Origin of the sequence: Desulfovibrio legallii (assembly GCF_004309735.1) — a bacterium.
Taxonomy (GTDB): domain Bacteria; phylum Desulfobacterota; class Desulfovibrionia; order Desulfovibrionales; family Desulfovibrionaceae; genus Desulfovibrio; species Desulfovibrio legallii.
This window is the reverse complement of record NZ_SIXC01000002.1, coordinates 196,622-213,944: the sequence shown is the minus strand read 5'-3', so window position 1 is coordinate 213,944 and position 17,323 is coordinate 196,622. Positions and strand designations below refer to the sequence as shown.

Below are 17,323 nucleotides of genomic sequence, written 5' to 3'. Positions count from 1 at the left end.
AATTTTTTGACGAAAAGCCTTGCCAACGGCATAAAAAGCAGGTAAACGGTCCCATAGCCTGTATGGGACAGGTCAAACTTTTTATACCCTGTGGGAAAACAAGAGAGGAAGGGACTATGAAACGTATCTGTACGCTCCTTCTGGCCGCCGGCCTGCTGTTCGGCGCGGCCACCAGCGCCAGCGCCATCGATTTCAAAGCCAAGGGCCAGTGGTTGGTGGGCTTCGGCGTGGGCGAAGACAGCCTGATCAACAAGACCCGTACCGGCAATGACCCCAAGCAGAAGCAAGACAGCAACGACCAGTTCAACGCGCAGCAGCGCGTGCGCCTGCAGTTGGACGCCGTGGCCTCCGAGGCCCTGTCCGGCACCGTGTACTTTGAAATCGGCACCCAGACCTGGGGCCAGAACGACAGCGGCGCTGCGCTGGGCGCTGACGGCAAGCAGGTGAAGGTGAAGAACGCCTACATCGACTGGGCCGTGCCGCAGACCGACCTCAAGTTCCGCATGGGCCTCCAGGGCCTGGCCCTGCCCAACACCTATGCCGGCGGTTCCGCCATCATGGATACGGATGCGGCCGCGGTGGTGGCTTCCTACCAGTTTAACGAAAACGTGGGCCTCACCGCCTTCTGGGCGCGCCCGGTCAACGACAATTTTGACGGCAAGGACCCCCGTTACTATCGTAACGGCGACACCTCGCACGCCAACTACCTGGACAATATCGACCTCTTCAGCGTGCTGCTGCCTTTGAAGTTTGACGGCTTCCACGCCACCCCCTGGGTCATGTACGGCGTGGCCGGCAAGAACGCCCTTACCGGCTATGGCGACAAATGGAGCACCAGCGATGGCGTGCTGAACTACAGCCTGCGTCCTTACCCCGCCACCACCGGTGAAGCCTTCGGCAAAACCAGCAAGGCCTACGGCTCCATGTTCTGGGCCGGCCTGCCCTTTGCCGTGACCATGTTCGATCCCTTGAATATCGAAGTGGACCTGAACTACGGCTATGTGGAAAGCATGGGCCGTTACGACGCCTACAAAAACGGCGTGTTCGCCAAGCGCGGCAGCACCGAGCGTCAGGGCTGGCTGGCCAAGGCCCTGGTGGAATACAAGATGGATTGGGGCACCCCCGGCATCTTCGGCTGGTACGCCAGCGGCGACGACGGCAACGTGAAAAACGGCTCCGAGCGTATGCCCAGCCTGGTGGCCACCGGCAACTTCACCTCCTTCATGGGCGACGGCAACCTGGGCTGGGTTAATCAGGACTACAACCTGAGCTACGCCGGCACCTGGGGCCTGGGCCTGCAGCTGCGCGACATGAGCTTCCTTGAAGACCTCAGCCACACCTTCCGCGTGGCCTACTGGGGCGGCACCAACAGCACCAGCATGGTCAAGTACATGAAGAACGCCTACGACTGGAACGACGGCACCAGCAACTACGATGGTCCTTACCTGACCACCGAAGACGGCCTGGTGGAGTTCAACCTGGTCAACAGCTACAAGATCTACGAAAACCTGGAAATGAACCTGGAGTTGGACTACCTGGTCAACTGCATGGACAACGACACCTGGAAGAAGGCCGGCTCCCGCAACTCTTCCTTTGAGAAGCAGGACATGTGGAAGGCCCAGGTGGTCTTCGCCTACAGCTTCTAGGTTTCACGGCATTCCAATCCCGCTCGGCGGGAACCGCAAAGGGGGGCTTCGGCTCCCCTTTTTGCGTGGTCGCGGGGCCCCGCCGTTGATCGCGCCACGTCCTGTACAGAGCCGGGTCCATGCCGTATACTGCGCCCATGCACAGGAGGTGCCCCATGAGCCACAACCTTCCCGCCCTGAAAGCGCTCATCGTCTGGCTGCGGCAGCGCCACGACGTTGTCATGGAACTGGAAGCCGCGGCCCTGGCCTGCCTCAACGCGGGCGACACGCCCGGCTATACGCAAGGCATGCACCGCAAGGCCGAAAGTCTGGCCGCCCTGGCCGAAGACGCCAAACCCCTGCTGGCCCCGCTGCCCGGTGAGCTGCGTTTTAACCTGGCCCTGGCCCTGGAAAACTTCGCCGCCGGCGCGCGTACGGCCCTGCGGCTCAATTCCGTGTTCTATATGTCCGCCTTGCTCTACCCGGACGACCATAAATCCGGCGATCCGGACAACCTCACCCTCTGCATTGACCGCATCTCGCGTCAAGGCGAGGATTTTTGCTGAGCGCCACGCTCCAGCAGCATCATTGACCACGCTATAAGGAGTTGCACCATGCGTCAGTTTTTTGCCTGCAGCCTGACCCTGCTCGCCCTCTGTGCCGCGCCCGCCTGGGCCTTCCCCGGAGCTGGCGGCGACGCGCCCCAAGAAGATACCTTTACCCGGATGGATACGGATAAAAACGGCGTTATTTCCCTGCAGGAGTTCAAAGCCGCCTTCCCCAACATGCGCGACGAGGCCTTTGCCGCCATTGATACCAACAAAGACAAGGTTATTGACCGCGCCGAATGGGACGCCTTTGTCAAAAACCACGCCGCCGGCATGATGCAGGGCAAGGGCGGCCAGGGCATGATGGGCGGCAGCCAGAACATGATGGGCGGCGACGCCCCCGCCGGCATGCCCCTGGTAACGCCGCCCGCCGGCAAATAACATGGCTGACGCGGAAGAACGCCTGGCCCGCCTGGAAGAGCAGGCTTTTTTTCAGGAAGAACGCCTCAACGCCCTGGATGTGGCCCTCACCGACCAGCAACGCCAGATGGACCAGATGGCCCGCGACCTGGCCGACGCCCTGGCCGCGGTGCGTCTGCTGCGCGACAAACTGGAGCAGGGGCCGGAAAACGCCCCGCCGCCCCATTTTATGCCCGAACGCTGGTAGGGGCGGGGCGGTTTTTTTCGCCGCGCCGGGGTTGGGCAGAGTTCGGGCGGAAATGCGCTGTCGTGGGGCAGGCGCGCGCGGCGGGGGCCCCCGCCGCAAGGACCGGGCATGAATAAAGGACCAGTGGCTGGTGTGGTGCTGGCCGGGGGGCTTTCCACCCGTCTGGGGCAGGACAAGGCCGCCCTGCGCCTGACCCCTCAGGCTCCGGATCTGCTGGCCCGCACCCACGCCTTGCTGTGCACGCTGCTGCCGTGCTGCTGGGTTTCCTGCCGGGCGGAATGCCCCCGCCCTGGGTATGATTGCGTGTGGGACGCCGTGTCCGGCCAGGGGCCTCTGGGGGGCGTGGCCGCCGCACTGACCAGGGCCAGGGACGCGGGCTTTGCGGCCGTCCTGGCCCTTTCCTGCGATCTGCCCTTTATGGACGCCGCCACCCTGACCGCCCTGCTGGACGCACGGCAGGCCGCCCCGCCCCAGACCGTGCTGACCTGCTATGCCCAGGCCGCCACAGGTCGGCTGGAGACGCTGGCCGCAGTTTACGAAATTGCGGCATTGCCCTTTTTGTCCGCCCGATCCGTGTCCGGCGGCGCTCTGCACCGGCGCATTCCCGCCCATTGCCGCCATGTCCTCCCTTACGGGCCGGAGGCCGCCCGCCCTTTTTTCAATCTCAACAGCCCGCAGGACCTGGCCGCTGCTCGCGCCATGCTGACCGCCGCCGCCTTCCGTCACTGAATCCGTTGCGAAAAAATTGTGTTTTCCGGTTCGCGCCGTCGTCGGTTTTTCTTGCGTCCCGCCATAAAAGGCGCTATAGGCGAGAAAAACCGGCATTAAAAGGTCATGCTAGAGCGTATGAACAAAAGCCCCGTTACCGTCAAAGGATATGTCGCGGCGGTGCCGCGTTTGGTGGACGCGCGTCAGGCCCGTGTGGCCGTCATGCAGGACGATGTGGAATACCGCATCGTGCCGCGCGGCGCGGGTGTGGACCTGGACGATGAAGTGAGCGTGCCCGTGGAGGTTACCGGCCTGCTGGAAGAGCAGGACGGCGTAAACTACCTCACCGTGCGCGGCTATAAAGTGCTGGAAGACGACTCCTGGCTGGAAGAGGAAGAATAACCGCACGGTTTTCTTCTTCCTTGGGGAGCGTCCTTCTGGGCGTTCGCTTGCGTTTTTATATAACGCTGCTCCACCGCTTCGGAAAGCAGTGCTCTTGCCTTTGGCCGTAACTTTGTTGCGGCGGGCGGCGGGCGCTTGCGTCTTGTGTTGCGGGCAGCAAAGTCCGTTGCCTTCGGTGTCTTTGGAAGGCCGAGGTACTTTGTGCCGCGGTTTTTCTGCAGGCCGCGTTTGGCGGCGTTGTCCCGGCGCGCCCTGCGCGCGCCAGCCGCAGGCACGAAGGCGCTCAAGCCTTGACGCCGACAAGGTATTTGGGAAGCGGCGCTTGCGCTTTTGTGTGGAAATGAAATTCCTTTTTATTATGCGCTGGCGGGGGACAGCATGGAAACGGTTTTTCCTTTGACGGCGCTTTCTGTGGGGCAGCAGGCCCGTATTGTGCGCATTGAAGCCCGCGGCGAACTGGCCCGGCGCATTCGCGACATGGGTCTGGGCTCTGGCATGACGGTTTCCGGCGGATCGTCCTCGTGCACAACCGTGCCGTTGCGGCCTTGTTCCTTGGCCTGGTAGAGGGCCGCGTCCGCCAGGCGCACCAGCTCCGCGCCGTTGTCCGGGGCGTCCGGCCCAGGAATCAGGCTGGCCGCGCCCATGCTGACCGTAACGTGAGGGCCGCAGGGCGAGGCCGGGTGGGGCAGGCCCTCCGCAGCCACTTCGGCGTGCACGCGGCGGCTCACGGACCGTAGTGTGGCCGCGTTGGCGCCGGGCAGCAGCAGGGCAAATTCTTCGCCGCCGTAGCGGGCGCACAGGTCCGTGGCGCGGGCTGTTCTGGCCATGGCGGCGGCCACCCGCACCAGGCAGACGTCGCCCGCCTGGTGGCCGTAGCCGTCGTTGTAAGCCTTGAACTTGTCCACATCCAACATAATAAGACCCAGGGGCGTTTGGGTTGCCCTGGCTTCAATCCAGCAGCGGCGCAGCCGGTCGTCAAAGGCCCGGCGGTTGCAGATGCCGGTGAGGGCGTCCGTGATGGATATTTTTTGAAAACGGTCGTGTTCAAAGGCCAGTTTCTGGGAGCGCACAGTGGCGTTGGAAAGGTAGGTTCCCAGGTTTTCCAGCGCGGCCGTGATGTTGCGCAGCTCCGCAATGCGGCTTGGGGGCGGCTTTTGGCTGCCGACGCCCGTGCCCAGTTGATTCAGGTAGGTCATGATGCCCCGCAAGGGCCGGGCCAGGTGCCAATGCAGCAGGCCAAACAGGCCTGCCAACCCTGTGCCCAGCAGAATAAAACCCACCAGCAGGCGGTTTTCAAAATCATGGGCCAGGGTCGCTGTGCGGTGCAGTTGGGCGCGCATGTCCCCCGTAGGTGAGGCGACAGGTTCCAGTTTGCCGAGGGACAGCAAAAAATCGTCCAGCGCGTCTTCCATCTGCCGGACCCGCTCCGGGCCCTCCGCCTGCTCTGTCAGGGCCGTGCGGCGCAGTGCCGCCAGCTTTTGGCCGGCCTGCATGGCCGCACTCCAGAGGTGGCGGCGCGGGGGCGATTCAGTGGCGAGGCCGGCGTTGATGTCTGCCATGGCCGCGTTCAGGGCTGTGGCGTCGCCGCTGCGCAAGGTCGCTTCCAGGGCGCGCCAGAATTGCCCGCGCAGGGTTTCCTGCTGCTGCAGGCCGGCCACAAGCGGCAGGTAGGCCCCATAGATGCGCGTGCCCGCCACGCTGATTTCGCGCGCCAGATTCATATAATAAAAGAAACTGGCGGCAAAAAACAGGGCCAGGCCAATCAGCAGCAGGCGCAGGTAGCGGTCTATGCCCATGCCCCGTGCTTGTGCGTTGCGTCCGGCTTTCAAGGCTGCACCAGCTGACAGGCCTGGTACACGCCCACGGCCATGACAAAGGCCAGCAGCGTGTTGACCACAAGGCTGAAGCCTACCCATTTCCAGCTGCCCGATTCCTGGCGGATGACCACCAGGGTTACAAAGCAGGGGGCGTAGAGCATGACAAAGACCAGCAGCGCCAGGGCCGTGCCCTGATTCCACGAGGGGTCTTTGCGCAGCAGTTCCGAAAGGGAAACGGCCTGTTCCGGATTTTGCTCGCCCAGGGCGTAGGCCGTGCCCAGGGTGGAGATGATGGCTTCCTTGGCGGCGATGCCGCCGATCAGGGCCACATCGGTGCGCCAGTTAAAGCCCGCGTAGGCGGTAATGCCCTCCAGACCCGCGCCCAGTCTGCCGGCAAAGGAATAGCGCAGGCGCGCCGCGTCCAGGTCTTCCTGCACCTTGGTCAGGCGCGCCGCATCTTGTTGGCGTAGGCCGGGATCCAGGGCAGAGTTTTCCAGGTTCACGGCAAGCCGGGCTATTTCATTTTCGTAGGGCAGGGCGTGTTGCGGGTCCAGAGCGGGAAAGGTCATGCCCGCCCAGATCAGCACGGCTATGGGCGCCAGAATGGTGCCGGCTTTTTTCAGGTACATCCAGGTGCGTTCCCAGCAATGGGTGCAGATGCCGCGCAGGGTGGGCAGGCGGTAGGGGGGCATCTCCATAACCAGGGGGGTGGCCTCGCCGCGCAAAACGGTTTTGCGCAGCAGCCAGGCCATGCCAAAGGCGAACAGCCAGGAGGCAAGGATGACGGCAAACATCATGTCCGCAGCCTTGTTGGGGAAAAAGGCGCCCACCAGCAGCAGGTAGACGGGCAGTTTGGCGCCGCAGGCCATATAGGGCAGGGTGAGCATGGTGGCCAGTTTTTCTTTGGGACTGCGCAGGGTACGGGTGGCCATGACGCCGGGGATGGCGCAGCCGCCGGCAATGCCGCCGGAGATGATGTAGGGCATGACAGAAGCCCCGTGCAGCCCGAAGGATTGGAACAGCCGGTCGGAGATATAGGCCATGCGGGCCATATAGCCGCTGTCTTCCACAATGGCGACCAGGGCGAACATGATCAGCACCAGGGGCACAAAGCTGAATACGCCGCCCACGCCAGCGATGATGCCGTCCACCAGCAAAGAGGCAAGCAGCCCTTCGGGCAGGGCGGCGCTCACCGCGCCCCCCAGCTGGGAGAAGGCCTCTTCAAGCCAGCCCTGAGGGTAGGCGCCGAGCCCGATGGTAATCTGAAACATGGCGTAGAGCACGGCCAGCATGATGGGCACGCCCCATACGGCGTGGGTCAGGATGCGGTCCAGCCTGTCGCTCAGGCCCAGGCGGTGGCGGTGGCCGGTTTTGCGGACGCAAGCCGCGGCTGTCTGGCGGACAAACAGACTGTGCCCGTCGGCGATAAGGCTTTCGGCGTCTTCGCCGCTGCGCTGCAGCTCTTCCTGCGCCTGACGGGCCATCCGGGCCAGGTCCGCGGCCGCGTCGGGGTCGGCGGCGCGTACGGTGGCGGTGGCCGCAGCGTCGTCCTGCAGCAGGGTCAGGGCCAGCCAGCGGGGGGCGCAGTGGGCGTAGGCCGAGGCGGCCAGGGCCCGGCTTTGGCCGATGCGCTTTTCCATGCCTTCCAGCACAGGGTCCAGCAGGGGGCCGTAGCCAAGGTACAAGGCGCGGGCCGCCGGCTGCGGAGCTTCAGGGCCATCGGACCGCTCTTTTTGCCGGACCAGCTCCCGGGCGGCGGCCAGGGCCTCGCGCAGGCCTTTGCCCGTGGTGCCCACGGTGGGCACCGCGCGCACCCCCAGCATGGCTTCCAGTCGGGAAAAATCAATGCAAATGCCCGCGGCTTCGGCTTCGTCCATCATGTTGCAGGCAATGACCACGGGCAGGCCCATTTCCCGCAGCTGCACGGTGAGCAGCAGTCCGCGTTCCAGAATGCCGGCGTCCACCACGTTGATGACGGCCTGTACCGTGCCGTCCAGCAGCACGTCGCGGGCCACGATTTCTTCCTGCGAATAAGCGGAGAGGGAGTAGGCGCCGGGCAGATCCACCAGGATGACCTCCTGCCCTTCATACCGGATGTAGCCTTCCTTTTTTTCCACGGTCACGCCGCTGTAGTTGCCCACATGCTGGTGCGCGCCTGTAAGAGCGTTGAACACGGTGGTCTTGCCGCAGTTGGGGTTGCCCGCGATGGCCAGACGCAAAGAATAGACAAGTCCGCCGATGCAGGCGCGGGCCTGGACCGCAGCACCCGCGCCGACGGCGGAAAGAGTTTCCGACATGCAGGGCGCTCCTGTGGCGTCACCTTCAGGGTGGCGGAAAACAGCATTGTTTATTTTTAAAAATGAAATTTATTTTCAATCAATAAAAAAGTCAAGCCGTTTCCCAGCACATCCCTAAGTTTTTAAACAACAGAAAGAGACCGTTGCAGAATCTTATTTTTTCTGCGTAACTGTGCGTCAGGCCGCAGGAAGGGCATGCTGCAGTTATGCGCAGGTGGGGGGCCGCGTGCGACGGGTGAAAATCCGACTTTCAGGCGGGGCGCGGCGCACGTGGAGTTTTGCGCCGCGCCCCGCCAACATCCTGTTCTGCCCGGCTTACATCATGACCACGGGCTTGATGAGGTCGCGCGGCTTGTCTTTCATCAGCAGCAGGGCTTCCTCCAATTTATCAAAGCCGGTAAAGCGGTGGGTCAGCAGGGGCTGCACATCCAGCCGGCCGTGGGTCAGCAGGGCGGCCAGCTTTTCCATGCGCAGGCGTCCGCCGGGCATAAGCCCGCCTGTCAGCAATTTATGGCCCATACCGCAGCCCCATTCCAGACGCGGCAGCCGCACGGCTTCGCCGGAGCCGAGGTAGTTGACGTTGCCGATGCGTCCGCCCGGTTTGAGAACTTTGAGCACGTCGGCAAAGGTGTCCACATCGCCCCCGGCCACGATGGCTTTGTCCACGCCGCGGCCCTTGGTGAGGGCCAGGACCTGTTCCGCCAGCGAGCCGTCGCGGTAGTCGATGATTTCCGTGGCGCCGTAGCCTTTGGCGGCCTCCTGGCACAGGGGGCGGGAGCCCACGGCGTAGATGGCCCCCGCGCCGCGCAGGGCCGCTCCGGCCACAGACATGAGTCCCACCGGGCCGATGCCCACCACCAAAACGGCATCGCCGTACTGCACGTCGGCCAGTTCGGCCCCGTGCAGGCCGGTGGGCACCATGTCGCTGAGCATGACGGCTGCGGCCAGATCCATGCCCTTGGGCAGATGGGCCAGATTGCCGTCCGCATCGTTAACATGAAAAACTTCGGCAAACACGCCGTCCTTAAAGTTGGAGAACTTCCAGCCCGCCAGCATGCCCCCGGAGTGCATGGCATAGCCCCCCTGCGCTTCCAGGGAATTCCAGTCCGGCGTGATGGCCGGCACCAGAACGCGGTCGCCGGGTTTGAAGTCGCGCACCAGCGCGCCTGTTTCAAGCACTTCGCCCACAGCCTCGTGCCCAAGGATAAGGTTGTGGCGGTCGCCCATGGCGCCTTCCCACACGGTATGCACGTCCGAGGAGCAGGGCGCTGCCGCCAGGGGCCGGACAAGCGCGTCAAGCGGCCCGCAGGCGGGCGCTTCTTTTTCAATCCAACCGATTGCTTCCAGGTGGAGCATGGCCAAACCTTTCATGCAAGCCTCCTTGCGTGGCCCGGCGCGGGTTGGCGCGGGCCGGTGGATGTTTTCCGTGCGTGCTTGAAGGGTAGGTCAGGTTGGGGTTTGATTCAAGTTATTTTTTTCACTTGCATGAAATCACAGAATTAGTAAGCCTTGAAAAGGTGCTGCAAGCCTCTGCCCTGGCGTTTTTCTGCGGCCGGGGAGCGGCTTTTGGGAAAGGGACGGCGCTGTAGTGCTGTGACGCGGCTGCGGCGAAGGCGTTACGGTCAGGGCGCGACGTGCGTTTCTGTCGAGAGGAGGAAAGTTTTTTGAAGGATGGGGATGTGGTAGGGAAGGGGACTGTTGTTTACAAGAGTTCCCTTCCCTACCACCGGCAGTAAAATCTGCCCCGCCGGGGCTAGCGCCGTTACAGCTTGCGCACTTCGGCGTACCAGGCGGCGGCCTGTTCCAGCAGTTTGCCGTTACGGGCGGCCAGGGCCTGGGGTTCTTTGATATAGCCGTCCAGCAGCAGGCTGGCGTCAAAGAGGCCTTGGACCATCTCGGCCAGCACGGCGTCGTCGCGGTCGGCCTTGAACATGCGCAGCATATTGCGCAGCAGGGGGTGGTCGCGGTTCACTTCCAGCACTTTGACGGGCAGGGTGTCGTCGCGCTGCATGACCTTGAGCAGTTTTTCCATGGAGGAGGAAATGCCGCCGTCCGGGGCCGTAAGCATGGCGGCGCTGTCCGTGAGACGGTGGGAAACGCGCACCTCCGTAACCTTGTCGCCCAGAATGTCCTTCATTTTTGTCAGCAGCGCGTCAAAGTTCGTGCTGTCGTCCTCGGAGAGTGGGGCCGCAGTTTCGTGCGGGGCTTCCTCTTTGTCGGCAAAGGCGGCCAGGGCGTCGTCCGCAGCGGTTTCCACCGATTTGAATTCCCAGTCCTTATACTTGCCCAGACCGTCCATAACGAATTCGTCTACGGGCTCATAGAGGCAGAGCACTTCCAGGCCCTTGCGGCGGAAGCGTTCCATGTGCGGGTTGAGGCGGGCGGCCTCGCGGTTGGGCGCGGCCACATACCAGAAGGTTTTTTGTCCTTCTGGCGCGCGGCCCATGTATTCGTCCAGGCTGGTCAGGTCCGCGGCTTCGGGCAGGGTGGAGCTGTTGAAGCGCAGCAGAGCGGCCAGGCGTTCGCGGTTGGGAAAGTCGCGGTAGCCCAGTTTGAGGATCTTGCCGTGCAGGTTCCAGAACCGGAGGTATTTTTCCGCATCGTCCTTGGCCAGCTTTTCCAGATGGTTCAGGGCCTGTTTGACGATAACCTGGTTCATTTTGCGCAGCAGGACATTTTCCTGCAGGGTTTCGCGCGAGATGTTCAGGGGCAGGTCTTCCGTATCCACCACGCCCTTGAGGAAGGCCAGGTAGTCCGGGATGAGCTCCTGGTTGCGGTGCTGGATGAGCACGCGCCGGGCGTAGAGATCCAGCCCCCAGAAGTCCTTGTCCATGCCGAAAAAGTCCTGCGGACTGTCGGGGATGAAGAGCAGGGCGTTGAACTGCACGGGCGCGTCCACAGAAAAGTGCAGCACGTCCAGAGGGTCTTTGGCGTCGTAGGTGATGGCCTTGTAAAAGGCGTCGTACTGTTCCTTTTTGATGGAGAACTTGGGTTCGCGCCAGAGCGCGGGCTGCGTGTTGACCTGCTCGCCGTCCACAAAGACCGGGAAAGGCACAAAGGCCGAATGCTTGCGGATGACCGATTCCACGCGGAATTTTTCCGCAAACTCCGTGGCGTCGTCCTTGAGCCAGATTTTGATGACCGTGCCGCGCTGCGGTTCCGCCTCCGAGCTGGGGGCCACAGTGTAGGTGCCCAGGCCGTCGCTGGTCCAGACCTGGGCATCGCCTGCCTCACCAAAGGCGGGACGGGAGGTGACCGTCACCTTGCTTGCCACCATGAAAACGGAATAAAAACCCACGCCAAAGCGGCCGATGATATTGGCCGCGTCCGGAGCGGCCGTAGTTTCGTCCGCGTCGTCGTCCGCCGTTTTTTCGCCTGCCTTGGGAGCCTGGGCCGCCAGATCGGCCAAAAACTGTTCCGACCCGGATTTGGCGATGGTGCCCAGGTTTTCGGCCAGTTCCTCCGCCGTCATGCCCACGCCCGTGTCGGCGATGGTCAGGATTTTTGCCTCTTTGTCCAGAGTCAGCCGTATTTCCAGCGGCAGATCGGGCAGGCGGGGGCTTTCGCCCCGGTTCATGCGGTAGCGCAATTTGTCCAGCGCGTCGGAGGCGTTGGATACGAGCTCCCGCAAAAAAATTTCGCGGTTGGTGTACAGCGAATTGGTCAGAATGTGAAGAACTTTGCGCACTTCTGCGCGGAACTGGCGGGATTTTTTGCCTGCCTCAGCCATGACAAACCTCCTGAATATGGATATGCTGGAACATAATGCCGCTTTTGTAATTTTCAAGAGGGCGGCGGGGCGGAGCGCAAAAAATCTTTGCAGAAGAGCGCGCGTTGCCATTCGCAGCGCCAGGCGCGTGCAACCGCCATGTTGCTATTCATAATTACTTGCTTTTTGTGAAAAATAAAGCTATGGCGCAGTAAGCATATAGCAAGGAGGGCCCAATGGACGTTGTCATGCTTTCGCGTCTGCAATTTGCCGTGGCCGTATTTTTCCACTTCATCTTTGTCCCCCTGACGCTCGGGCTTTCTGTAATCCTTGCCTGGATGGAAACTCGGTACGTTCGTACGGGGGACGTCTTCTGGAAAAATCAGGCCAAATTCTGGGGCAAGTTGTTTCTCATTAACTTCACTCTGGGCGTGGTGACCGGCATCACGCTGGAATTTCAGTTCGGCACCAACTGGTCGCGTTATTCCGAGTATGTGGGCGATATTTTCGGCTCACTGCTGGCCATTGAGGCCACCGTGGCCTTTTTTCTCGAATCCACCTTTCTGGCCGTGTGGCACTTCGGCTGGGAGCGCGTGGGCAAAAAAATGCACCTGGCGGCCATCTACATTGTGGCCTTTGCCGGCAACCTGTCTGCCTTGTGGATCATCCTGGCCAACGGCTTTATGCAGAATCCCGTGGGCTACGCCATCAACGAGAGCATGGGCCGGGCCGAGCTCACCAACTTTTGGGACGTGGTCTTCAATGGCTACGCCTGGGGCATGTACGCCCACACCGTCATCGCTTCATGGGCCTTGGGCGGCTTTTTTGTCCTGGGCGTATCTGCCTGGCACCTGCTGCGCGGCAGCCACAAGGAATTTTTTCAGCGTTCCTTCCGCATGGCGGCCCCGTTTACCCTGATTCTGGTGCTGCTGCTGGCCCTTTCCGGCGACCAGCAGGGCAAGACCGTGGCCCACTACCAGCCCGCCAAGCTGGCGGCCCTGGAATCGCACTGGGAAACGGGCCGCAACGTGCCCTTCTACCTGCTGGCCTGGCCTGACGAGGCCAACGAGGGCAACAAGGTGCAGGCTTTGGGCATTCCCGGCCTGCTGAGCTGGATTGCCTACGGCGACGCCAATGCCGAGGTCAAGGGCCTCAAGGACTTTGCCGTGCAGGACCGCCCGCCGGTGCTGCCCACCTTCCTTACCTTCCGCCTCATGGTGGGGCTGGGCGGCCTGTTTGTGTTGCTGGCCTTCGCGGCTTTTTGGCAGCGCAAGCGCGACATGCCCTGCAGCGGTCTGCTCAAGGCTCTGGTCTGGAGCATCCCGCTGCCCTATATCGGGATCATGGCCGGCTGGGCTGTGGCTGAAATCGGCCGGCAACCCTGGATCGTCTATAATCTTATGCGCACTTCCGACGCTGTTTCGCCCGTGCCCGCGGACAACGTGGTGATTTCGTTGGCGGCCTTCATCGTCGTCTATTCCTTGCTGGGCATTCTGGATATTTACCTGCTGCGCAAATACGCAATCAAGGGCCCCGACGCCCAGGAGGTGTAGCCATGTTGGAAACCATCTGGTTCGTGCTTTGGGCGCTGCTCTGGGCCGTGTTCTTCATCCTGGACGGTTTTGACCTGGGCGTGGGCAGCCTGCTGCCTTTCCTGAGCAAAAACGAAACCGAGCGCCGCATCATGTACAACGCCGCCGGACCCTTCTGGGACGGCAACGAAGTCTGGCTCATTTCCGCCGGCGGCGTGACCTTTGCGGCCTTTCCCAAGGTCTATGCGGTTATGTTCAGCGCGCTGTACGCGCCCTTGCTGCTCCTGCTCTTTGCCCTCATCTTCCGCGCGGTTTCCTTTGAATTCCGCAACAAGGTGGAGCACGACAGCTGGCGCGCCCTGTGGGACGGCGTGCACTTTATCGCCAACCTCATCCCCTGCGTGCTGCTGGGCGTGGCCTTTGCCAACCTTTTCATGGGCATTCCTGTGGACGCCCAGGGCGTGTACCACGGCAATTTGCTGGGTCTGCTGAACCTCTATGGCCTGGCCGGTGGGGTGTTCTTCCTCTGCATGTTCGTGCTGCACGGGGCTTTGTGGCTGTCCATCAAGAGCCGGGGCGACCTGCAGACCCGCGCCCTGGCCACGGCCACTTTTGCCTGGCCCGTTATGCTGGTGCTGCTGGTGGCTTTTTTGGCGCTTTCCGCCCTGTACACCAGGCTCTTTGACAACTATCTGGCCATGCCCGCCCTGTGGCTGCTGCCCGTGCTGGCCCTGGCCGGGCTTGTGGGCGTGCGGGTCATGCTGCGTGCGGGCAAGCTGTGGCTGGCCTGGGGCTGCAGCGCCGTGTTCATTCTGGGCGTGACCTTCTTCGGGGTCATGGGCATGTTCCCCGGCATGATCATCTCCTCTATTGACCCGGCCGCCACCATAACCGCCTTCAACGGCGCTTCCAGCCAGCTGACCCTCAAGATCATGCTGGGCGTGGCGCTCGTCATGGTGCCCATTGTGCTGGCCTACCAGTTCTGGACCTACCGGCTCTTTTCCGCTCCGGTTACCAAGGAGTATGTGCAGGAGGATGAGCACGCCTACTAGCATATAAGTATATCCCGGTGGGCGGGGCGCGCGCCTTTTGCCCCCTGACTGTGTCGACGGCCCCTTCCGGGGCGGGCCTGTACCGTAAGAGTACTATTCCCGCCCGGGCGGGGCCGTCTTCGTGTCAGGGACCAAACTGCGCAGCGCCGCGTCCACCGGGATGCGKCGGGCGTTGCTGGGCATGGCTGCCCCTGGCTGCGGCTGGCGGGGCGCGTCCGGGGCGGGCCTGTACCGTAAGAGTACTATTCCCGCCCGGGCGGGGCCGTCTTCGTGTCAGGGACCAAACTGCGCAGCGCCGCGTCCACCGGGATGCGTCGGGCGTTGCTGGGCATGGCTGCCCCTGGCTGCGGCTGGCGGGGCGCGTCCGGGGCGGAGTTGTCAGGAGCCTCTGTCCAGCCTACGCTTGCCGTGCGTTTGTGGTGGACGCCTGCGTTGTCGCGGTCCCGCCGGGTCATTATGGCGAACATCGTGCGGGCGCAGTTATCGCCTGCCGCATACAGCCCTGGAGGGGCTTTATCATGAGCTGGCACCGCCTTTGGACCTATGTTTGCCGCAGGGCCGCAGTACTGCTCTGCGCCCTGGCGCTGGCTGCGGCCTTGGGCTGCGCCCAGCGCGGCGTACAACGCCCCCTGACGTTTGAAGAGCAACAAGTGCGCATGGCCGAGGCCCAATGTCGCCAGGAGGCCAGCCAGATGAATCCGGAATGGCGGGGGAACAGCCGTTATTTTCCCTGGCGGGCCTATTTTGAGATGTGCATGCACCGCTTGGGAGTGACCGATGCGGAGCTGAAGACGCTTTGGTATTAGGGCCTGTTACCTTTGCAATGCCCTGGCGGTTGCGTAAGCAGAGACGCCCGCCGTGGAGGCGCAAGCCTAGCTGCAGCCGTTACGACGCAGGAGCTTGGCCCATTACGACGAAGGAAGTTACGGGCAAAGACAGCAGCGCCTGCTAGAGCAGTTAGCGAATGAAATGAGCTAACTGCTCTGCAAGGATTTTCTTGAAAATCCTTGCCACAAAATGCGAGAAGGCAGGCTTTTGCCTGCCGTAAGCGAGCATTTCAAGTGTTCAATGCTCTATTGCGGGCAGGATGGTCTGGTTTCTCCGTGTCCTCGGTACACGTACCAGAACGTGAACGATGGGGGCGTGGGGAGGTGAGGAAACTTTTGTGAACAGAGGTCCCCTCCCGCAACGAGGCTTTTTGCTCTGCAGTTTCGCCGTCAGCGTTGGCGCAGGGCTTCGGCGATGATGGCGGCATCTTCGCCGGGGCGGGCGTTGAGGCCCAGCTCCGGGTTGCCGCCGGAGCAGACAAAGCCCTGAGGGCCCAGCTCCACAAAGCCGGCGGCGATGACGCGGCTGTAAGGCAGTTGCTCACGCATGTCGCCGTGGTCCACGCGACGGGGGAAGATGAAGGGTACGGCCTGGCCGGAGAAATCTTCGACGATCAAGTACTTCACGGTGGCCTCCTGTGGCGGATCTGGAGCGGCGCAACGCGGATCAGCGTTTGCGCCGGTTTTGCAGATATTGGCGTACGGCCTTGTTGTGGTCGTTGAGGTTGGTGCTGAAGACGTGTTCGCCGCCGTCGGTTTTGGCGACGAAGTAGAGATACTTGTGGGCTTCCGGGTGGATGGCGGCGGCCAGGGCCGTGAGGCCGAAGGAGCAGATGGGCCCCGGCGGCAGGCCGGGCCGCTGGTAGGTGTTATAGGGGTTGGCGGCGTCGTCCAGCTGGCTTTTGCGCAGGTTGCCGTCAAAGGCGGGCCCCAGTCCGTAGATGACTGTGGGGTCGGCCTGGAGCAACATGTTTTTCTGCAAACGGTTTTGGTACACGCCGGAAACCCGGGGGCGTTCGTCCTCCACTGCGGTTTCCTTTTCCACTACCGAGGCCAGGATGACCCAGGTTTTGAGCGTGGCGGCATCGGGTTTTTTGCCGTCCGGCCAGAGGCCGGCGGCCTTGCGCCAGAAATTGTCCACCATGCGGCCGGCTACGGCCCGGGCCTGGGCCAGGTCCAGCACGTCGGCTTTTTTCAGCAGGTAGGTATCGGGCATGAGAAAGCCCTCGGCCGTGGCAAAGGGGATGCCGTAGTGCCGTAGAAAATCCGGGTCCATGATGACCTGACGAAAGTCCTCAAAGCGCGCCAGCCCGGCGTCTTCCAGCAGGCGGCCGGTCTGCCACCAGGTAAGGCCTTCGGGCACGGTGACGCGGAAAAGCACGGGCTGCCCGTTGACCAGGGTGTCCAGCACCTTGTCGGGCGTCCAGCCCGTATTGAGGGCAAAACGCCCGGCCTGGAGGCGGTTTTCCCAATGCTTGTAGCGGGCCAGGTAACCGAAGCGGCGGGCGTCGGTCACCAGACCCTGGTGGGCTAGGTGGGCGGCCACCTGGTCCAGGCGCGCGCCGGGGGTCACGTCAAAAAAGACGTTCTCGCCGGATGCGGCAGGCGGGGTGGTCAGAAAGTGGTGGGCCTCCCAGGCCAGCCAGCCGCCGCCGGCCACGGTCAGCAGCAGAAGCAGCCCCACAAGGCGCAGAAAGGTTTTCATGCCGGTCTCCGCTGTTGCGGCGCAAGGGCCAGAAAAGATTCCAGAATGCGCACGGCGGCCTGCTGGTCCAGTACGGTCCTGCGCCGTCGCGCGTCAAGCCCGGCTGCGCGCAGGTCGTCCCAGGCCTCTTCGGAACTCAGTTCCTCTGACATAAAGTAAAACGGCAGGGGGATGCGGCGCTGCAGACGTCGGGTCACATTGCGCACCTGGCGGGTGGTCAGGCTTTCCCCGCCGTCGGCCAGCAGGGGCAGGCCCATGACCACGGCCTCGGCTCCGGCGGCCAGGATAGCCTGGGCCAGAGCGTCCAGCAGCGCCTTGCGGTCGGGGTGGTCGGCCAGGCGCAGGGTGCGTAGGGGGAAGGCCAGCCGCCCTTCCGGGTCGGACACAGCCAGCCCCGTGCGGGCCAGGCCGTAGTCCACGGCCACCAGCTTCAC

16 protein-coding genes and 1 pseudogene are annotated in these 17,323 nt (G+C 62.8%); 10 read left to right on the top strand and 7 right to left on the bottom strand.

Annotation, left to right across the window (positions count from 1 at the left end; all coding sequences use genetic code 11):
• Window positions 1-116 precede the first annotated feature (116 nt).
• From EB812_RS02125 to EB812_RS11620, 7 genes are all read left to right on the top strand, one after another.
• Window positions 117-1,646, top strand: a complete 1,530-nt coding sequence (locus EB812_RS02125) for an outer membrane homotrimeric porin (protein ID WP_130957766.1) — start codon at window positions 117-119, stop codon at window positions 1,644-1,646.
• 155 nt (window positions 1,647-1,801) lie between these two features.
• The gene (locus EB812_RS02120; protein WP_118229665.1) at window positions 1,802-2,191 is read left to right on the top strand and encodes a hypothetical protein; all 390 of its coding nucleotides are present in this window, start codon (window positions 1,802-1,804) and stop codon (window positions 2,189-2,191) included.
• A gap of 48 nt (window positions 2,192-2,239) precedes the next feature.
• On the top strand, window positions 2,240-2,614 hold the full coding sequence (locus EB812_RS02115) for an EF-hand domain-containing protein (protein WP_130957765.1): 375 nt from the start codon (window positions 2,240-2,242) through the stop codon (window positions 2,612-2,614).
• A gap of 1 nt (window position 2,615) precedes the next feature.
• Window positions 2,616-2,840 carry a SlyX family protein gene (locus EB812_RS02110; RefSeq protein ID WP_118229663.1) on the top strand — a complete coding sequence of 75 codons (225 nt, stop codon included), beginning with the start codon at window positions 2,616-2,618 and terminating at the stop codon, window positions 2,838-2,840.
• A 108-nt stretch (window positions 2,841-2,948) separates the two neighbouring features.
• Window positions 2,949-3,569 (top strand): molybdenum cofactor guanylyltransferase, encoded by a 621-nt coding sequence (gene mobA, locus EB812_RS02105; RefSeq protein WP_130957764.1) that lies wholly within the window; start codon window positions 2,949-2,951, stop codon window positions 3,567-3,569.
• Between the two features lie 117 nt (window positions 3,570-3,686).
• Entirely contained in the window at window positions 3,687-3,950 is a 264-nt protein-coding gene (locus EB812_RS02100) for a hypothetical protein (protein WP_118229661.1), read from the top strand.
• Window positions 3,951-4,328: 378 nt separating this feature from the next.
• Window positions 4,329-4,514, top strand: a complete 186-nt coding sequence (locus tag EB812_RS11620) for a FeoA family protein (RefSeq protein WP_165450874.1) — start codon at window positions 4,329-4,331, stop codon at window positions 4,512-4,514.
• On the opposite strand, the pseudogene EB812_RS11795 reads toward EB812_RS11620, so the two are convergent.
• The 4 genes and pseudogenes from EB812_RS11795 to htpG form a co-directional block, all read right to left on the bottom strand.
• Window positions 4,484-5,146, bottom strand: a pseudogene (locus tag EB812_RS11795) (GGDEF domain-containing protein); the annotation flags it as partial. The gene EB812_RS11620 and the pseudogene EB812_RS11795 sit on opposite strands and share 31 nt — an antisense overlap.
• A gap of 629 nt (window positions 5,147-5,775) precedes the next feature.
• Entirely contained in the window at window positions 5,776-8,064 is a 2,289-nt protein-coding gene (gene feoB, locus EB812_RS02090; RefSeq protein WP_130957762.1) for a ferrous iron transport protein B, read from the bottom strand.
• A gap of 315 nt (window positions 8,065-8,379) precedes the next feature.
• Complete coding sequence (locus tag EB812_RS02085) at window positions 8,380-9,435, bottom strand: NAD(P)-dependent alcohol dehydrogenase (RefSeq protein WP_130957761.1); 1,056 nt, start codon at window positions 9,433-9,435, stop codon at window positions 8,380-8,382.
• Window positions 9,436-9,826: 391 nt separating this feature from the next.
• Window positions 9,827-11,794, bottom strand: a complete 1,968-nt coding sequence (gene htpG, locus EB812_RS02080) for a molecular chaperone HtpG (RefSeq protein ID WP_118229657.1) — start codon at window positions 11,792-11,794, stop codon at window positions 9,827-9,829.
• Window positions 11,795-12,009: 215 nt separating this feature from the next.
• Here htpG and EB812_RS02075 point away from each other — a divergent pair, with 215 nt between their 5' ends.
• From EB812_RS02075 to EB812_RS02065, 3 genes are all read left to right on the top strand, one after another.
• On the top strand, window positions 12,010-13,326 hold the full coding sequence (locus tag EB812_RS02075; protein WP_118229656.1) for a cytochrome ubiquinol oxidase subunit I: 1,317 nt from the start codon (window positions 12,010-12,012) through the stop codon (window positions 13,324-13,326).
• Window positions 13,327-13,328: 2 nt separating this feature from the next.
• On the top strand, window positions 13,329-14,357 hold the full coding sequence (gene cydB / locus EB812_RS02070; protein ID WP_118229655.1) for a cytochrome d ubiquinol oxidase subunit II: 1,029 nt from the start codon (window positions 13,329-13,331) through the stop codon (window positions 14,355-14,357).
• 518 nt (window positions 14,358-14,875) lie between these two features.
• Entirely contained in the window at window positions 14,876-15,163 is a 288-nt protein-coding gene (locus EB812_RS02065) for a hypothetical protein (protein WP_118229653.1), read from the top strand.
• A gap of 411 nt (window positions 15,164-15,574) precedes the next feature.
• On the opposite strand, the gene EB812_RS02060 is transcribed toward EB812_RS02065, so the two are convergent.
• Genes EB812_RS02060 through ruvX form a run of 3 tightly spaced genes read right to left on the bottom strand, consistent with a single transcriptional unit; the run spans window position 15,575 to window position 17,323 of the window.
• On the bottom strand, window positions 15,575-15,811 hold the full coding sequence (locus EB812_RS02060; RefSeq protein ID WP_118229652.1) for a hypothetical protein: 237 nt from the start codon (window positions 15,809-15,811) through the stop codon (window positions 15,575-15,577).
• Between the two features lie 40 nt (window positions 15,812-15,851).
• Window positions 15,852-16,889, bottom strand: a complete 1,038-nt coding sequence (mltG, locus tag EB812_RS02055; RefSeq protein WP_118229651.1) for an endolytic transglycosylase MltG — start codon at window positions 16,887-16,889, stop codon at window positions 15,852-15,854.
• Window positions 16,886-17,323, bottom strand: a complete 438-nt coding sequence (gene ruvX, locus EB812_RS02050) for a Holliday junction resolvase RuvX (RefSeq protein WP_165450864.1) — start codon at window positions 17,321-17,323, stop codon at window positions 16,886-16,888. The genes mltG and ruvX overlap by 4 nt, the downstream gene beginning before the upstream one ends.

Excerpts from the sequence above, each read along its gene's own strand:
- mltG (WP_118229651.1), bottom strand. The coding sequence starts at position 16,889 with ATGAAAACCTTTCTGCGCCTTGTGGGGCTGCTTCTGCTGCTGACCGTG.
- feoB (WP_130957762.1), bottom strand. The coding sequence starts at position 8,064 with ATGTCGGAAACTCTTTCCGCCGTCGGCGCGGGTGCTGCGGTCCAGGCC.
- cydB (WP_118229655.1), top strand. The coding sequence starts at position 13,329 with ATGTTGGAAACCATCTGGTTCGTGCTTTGGGCGCTGCTCTGGGCCGTG.
- EB812_RS02065 (WP_118229653.1), top strand. The coding sequence starts at position 14,876 with ATGAGCTGGCACCGCCTTTGGACCTATGTTTGCCGCAGGGCCGCAGTA.
- mobA (WP_130957764.1), top strand. The coding sequence starts at position 2,949 with ATGAATAAAGGACCAGTGGCTGGTGTGGTGCTGGCCGGGGGGCTTTCC.
- EB812_RS02075 (WP_118229656.1), top strand. The coding sequence starts at position 12,010 with ATGGACGTTGTCATGCTTTCGCGTCTGCAATTTGCCGTGGCCGTATTT.
- EB812_RS02085 (WP_130957761.1), bottom strand. The coding sequence starts at position 9,435 with ATGAAAGGTTTGGCCATGCTCCACCTGGAAGCAATCGGTTGGATTGAA.
- EB812_RS02120 (WP_118229665.1), top strand. The coding sequence starts at position 1,802 with ATGAGCCACAACCTTCCCGCCCTGAAAGCGCTCATCGTCTGGCTGCGG.
- htpG (WP_118229657.1), bottom strand. The coding sequence starts at position 11,794 with ATGGCTGAGGCAGGCAAAAAATCCCGCCAGTTCCGCGCAGAAGTGCGC.
- EB812_RS02115 (WP_130957765.1), top strand. The coding sequence starts at position 2,240 with ATGCGTCAGTTTTTTGCCTGCAGCCTGACCCTGCTCGCCCTCTGTGCC.
- EB812_RS02125 (WP_130957766.1), top strand. The coding sequence starts at position 117 with ATGAAACGTATCTGTACGCTCCTTCTGGCCGCCGGCCTGCTGTTCGGC.
- EB812_RS02100 (WP_118229661.1), top strand. The coding sequence starts at position 3,687 with ATGAACAAAAGCCCCGTTACCGTCAAAGGATATGTCGCGGCGGTGCCG.
- EB812_RS11620 (WP_165450874.1), top strand. The coding sequence starts at position 4,329 with ATGGAAACGGTTTTTCCTTTGACGGCGCTTTCTGTGGGGCAGCAGGCC.
- EB812_RS02110 (WP_118229663.1), top strand. The coding sequence starts at position 2,616 with ATGGCTGACGCGGAAGAACGCCTGGCCCGCCTGGAAGAGCAGGCTTTT.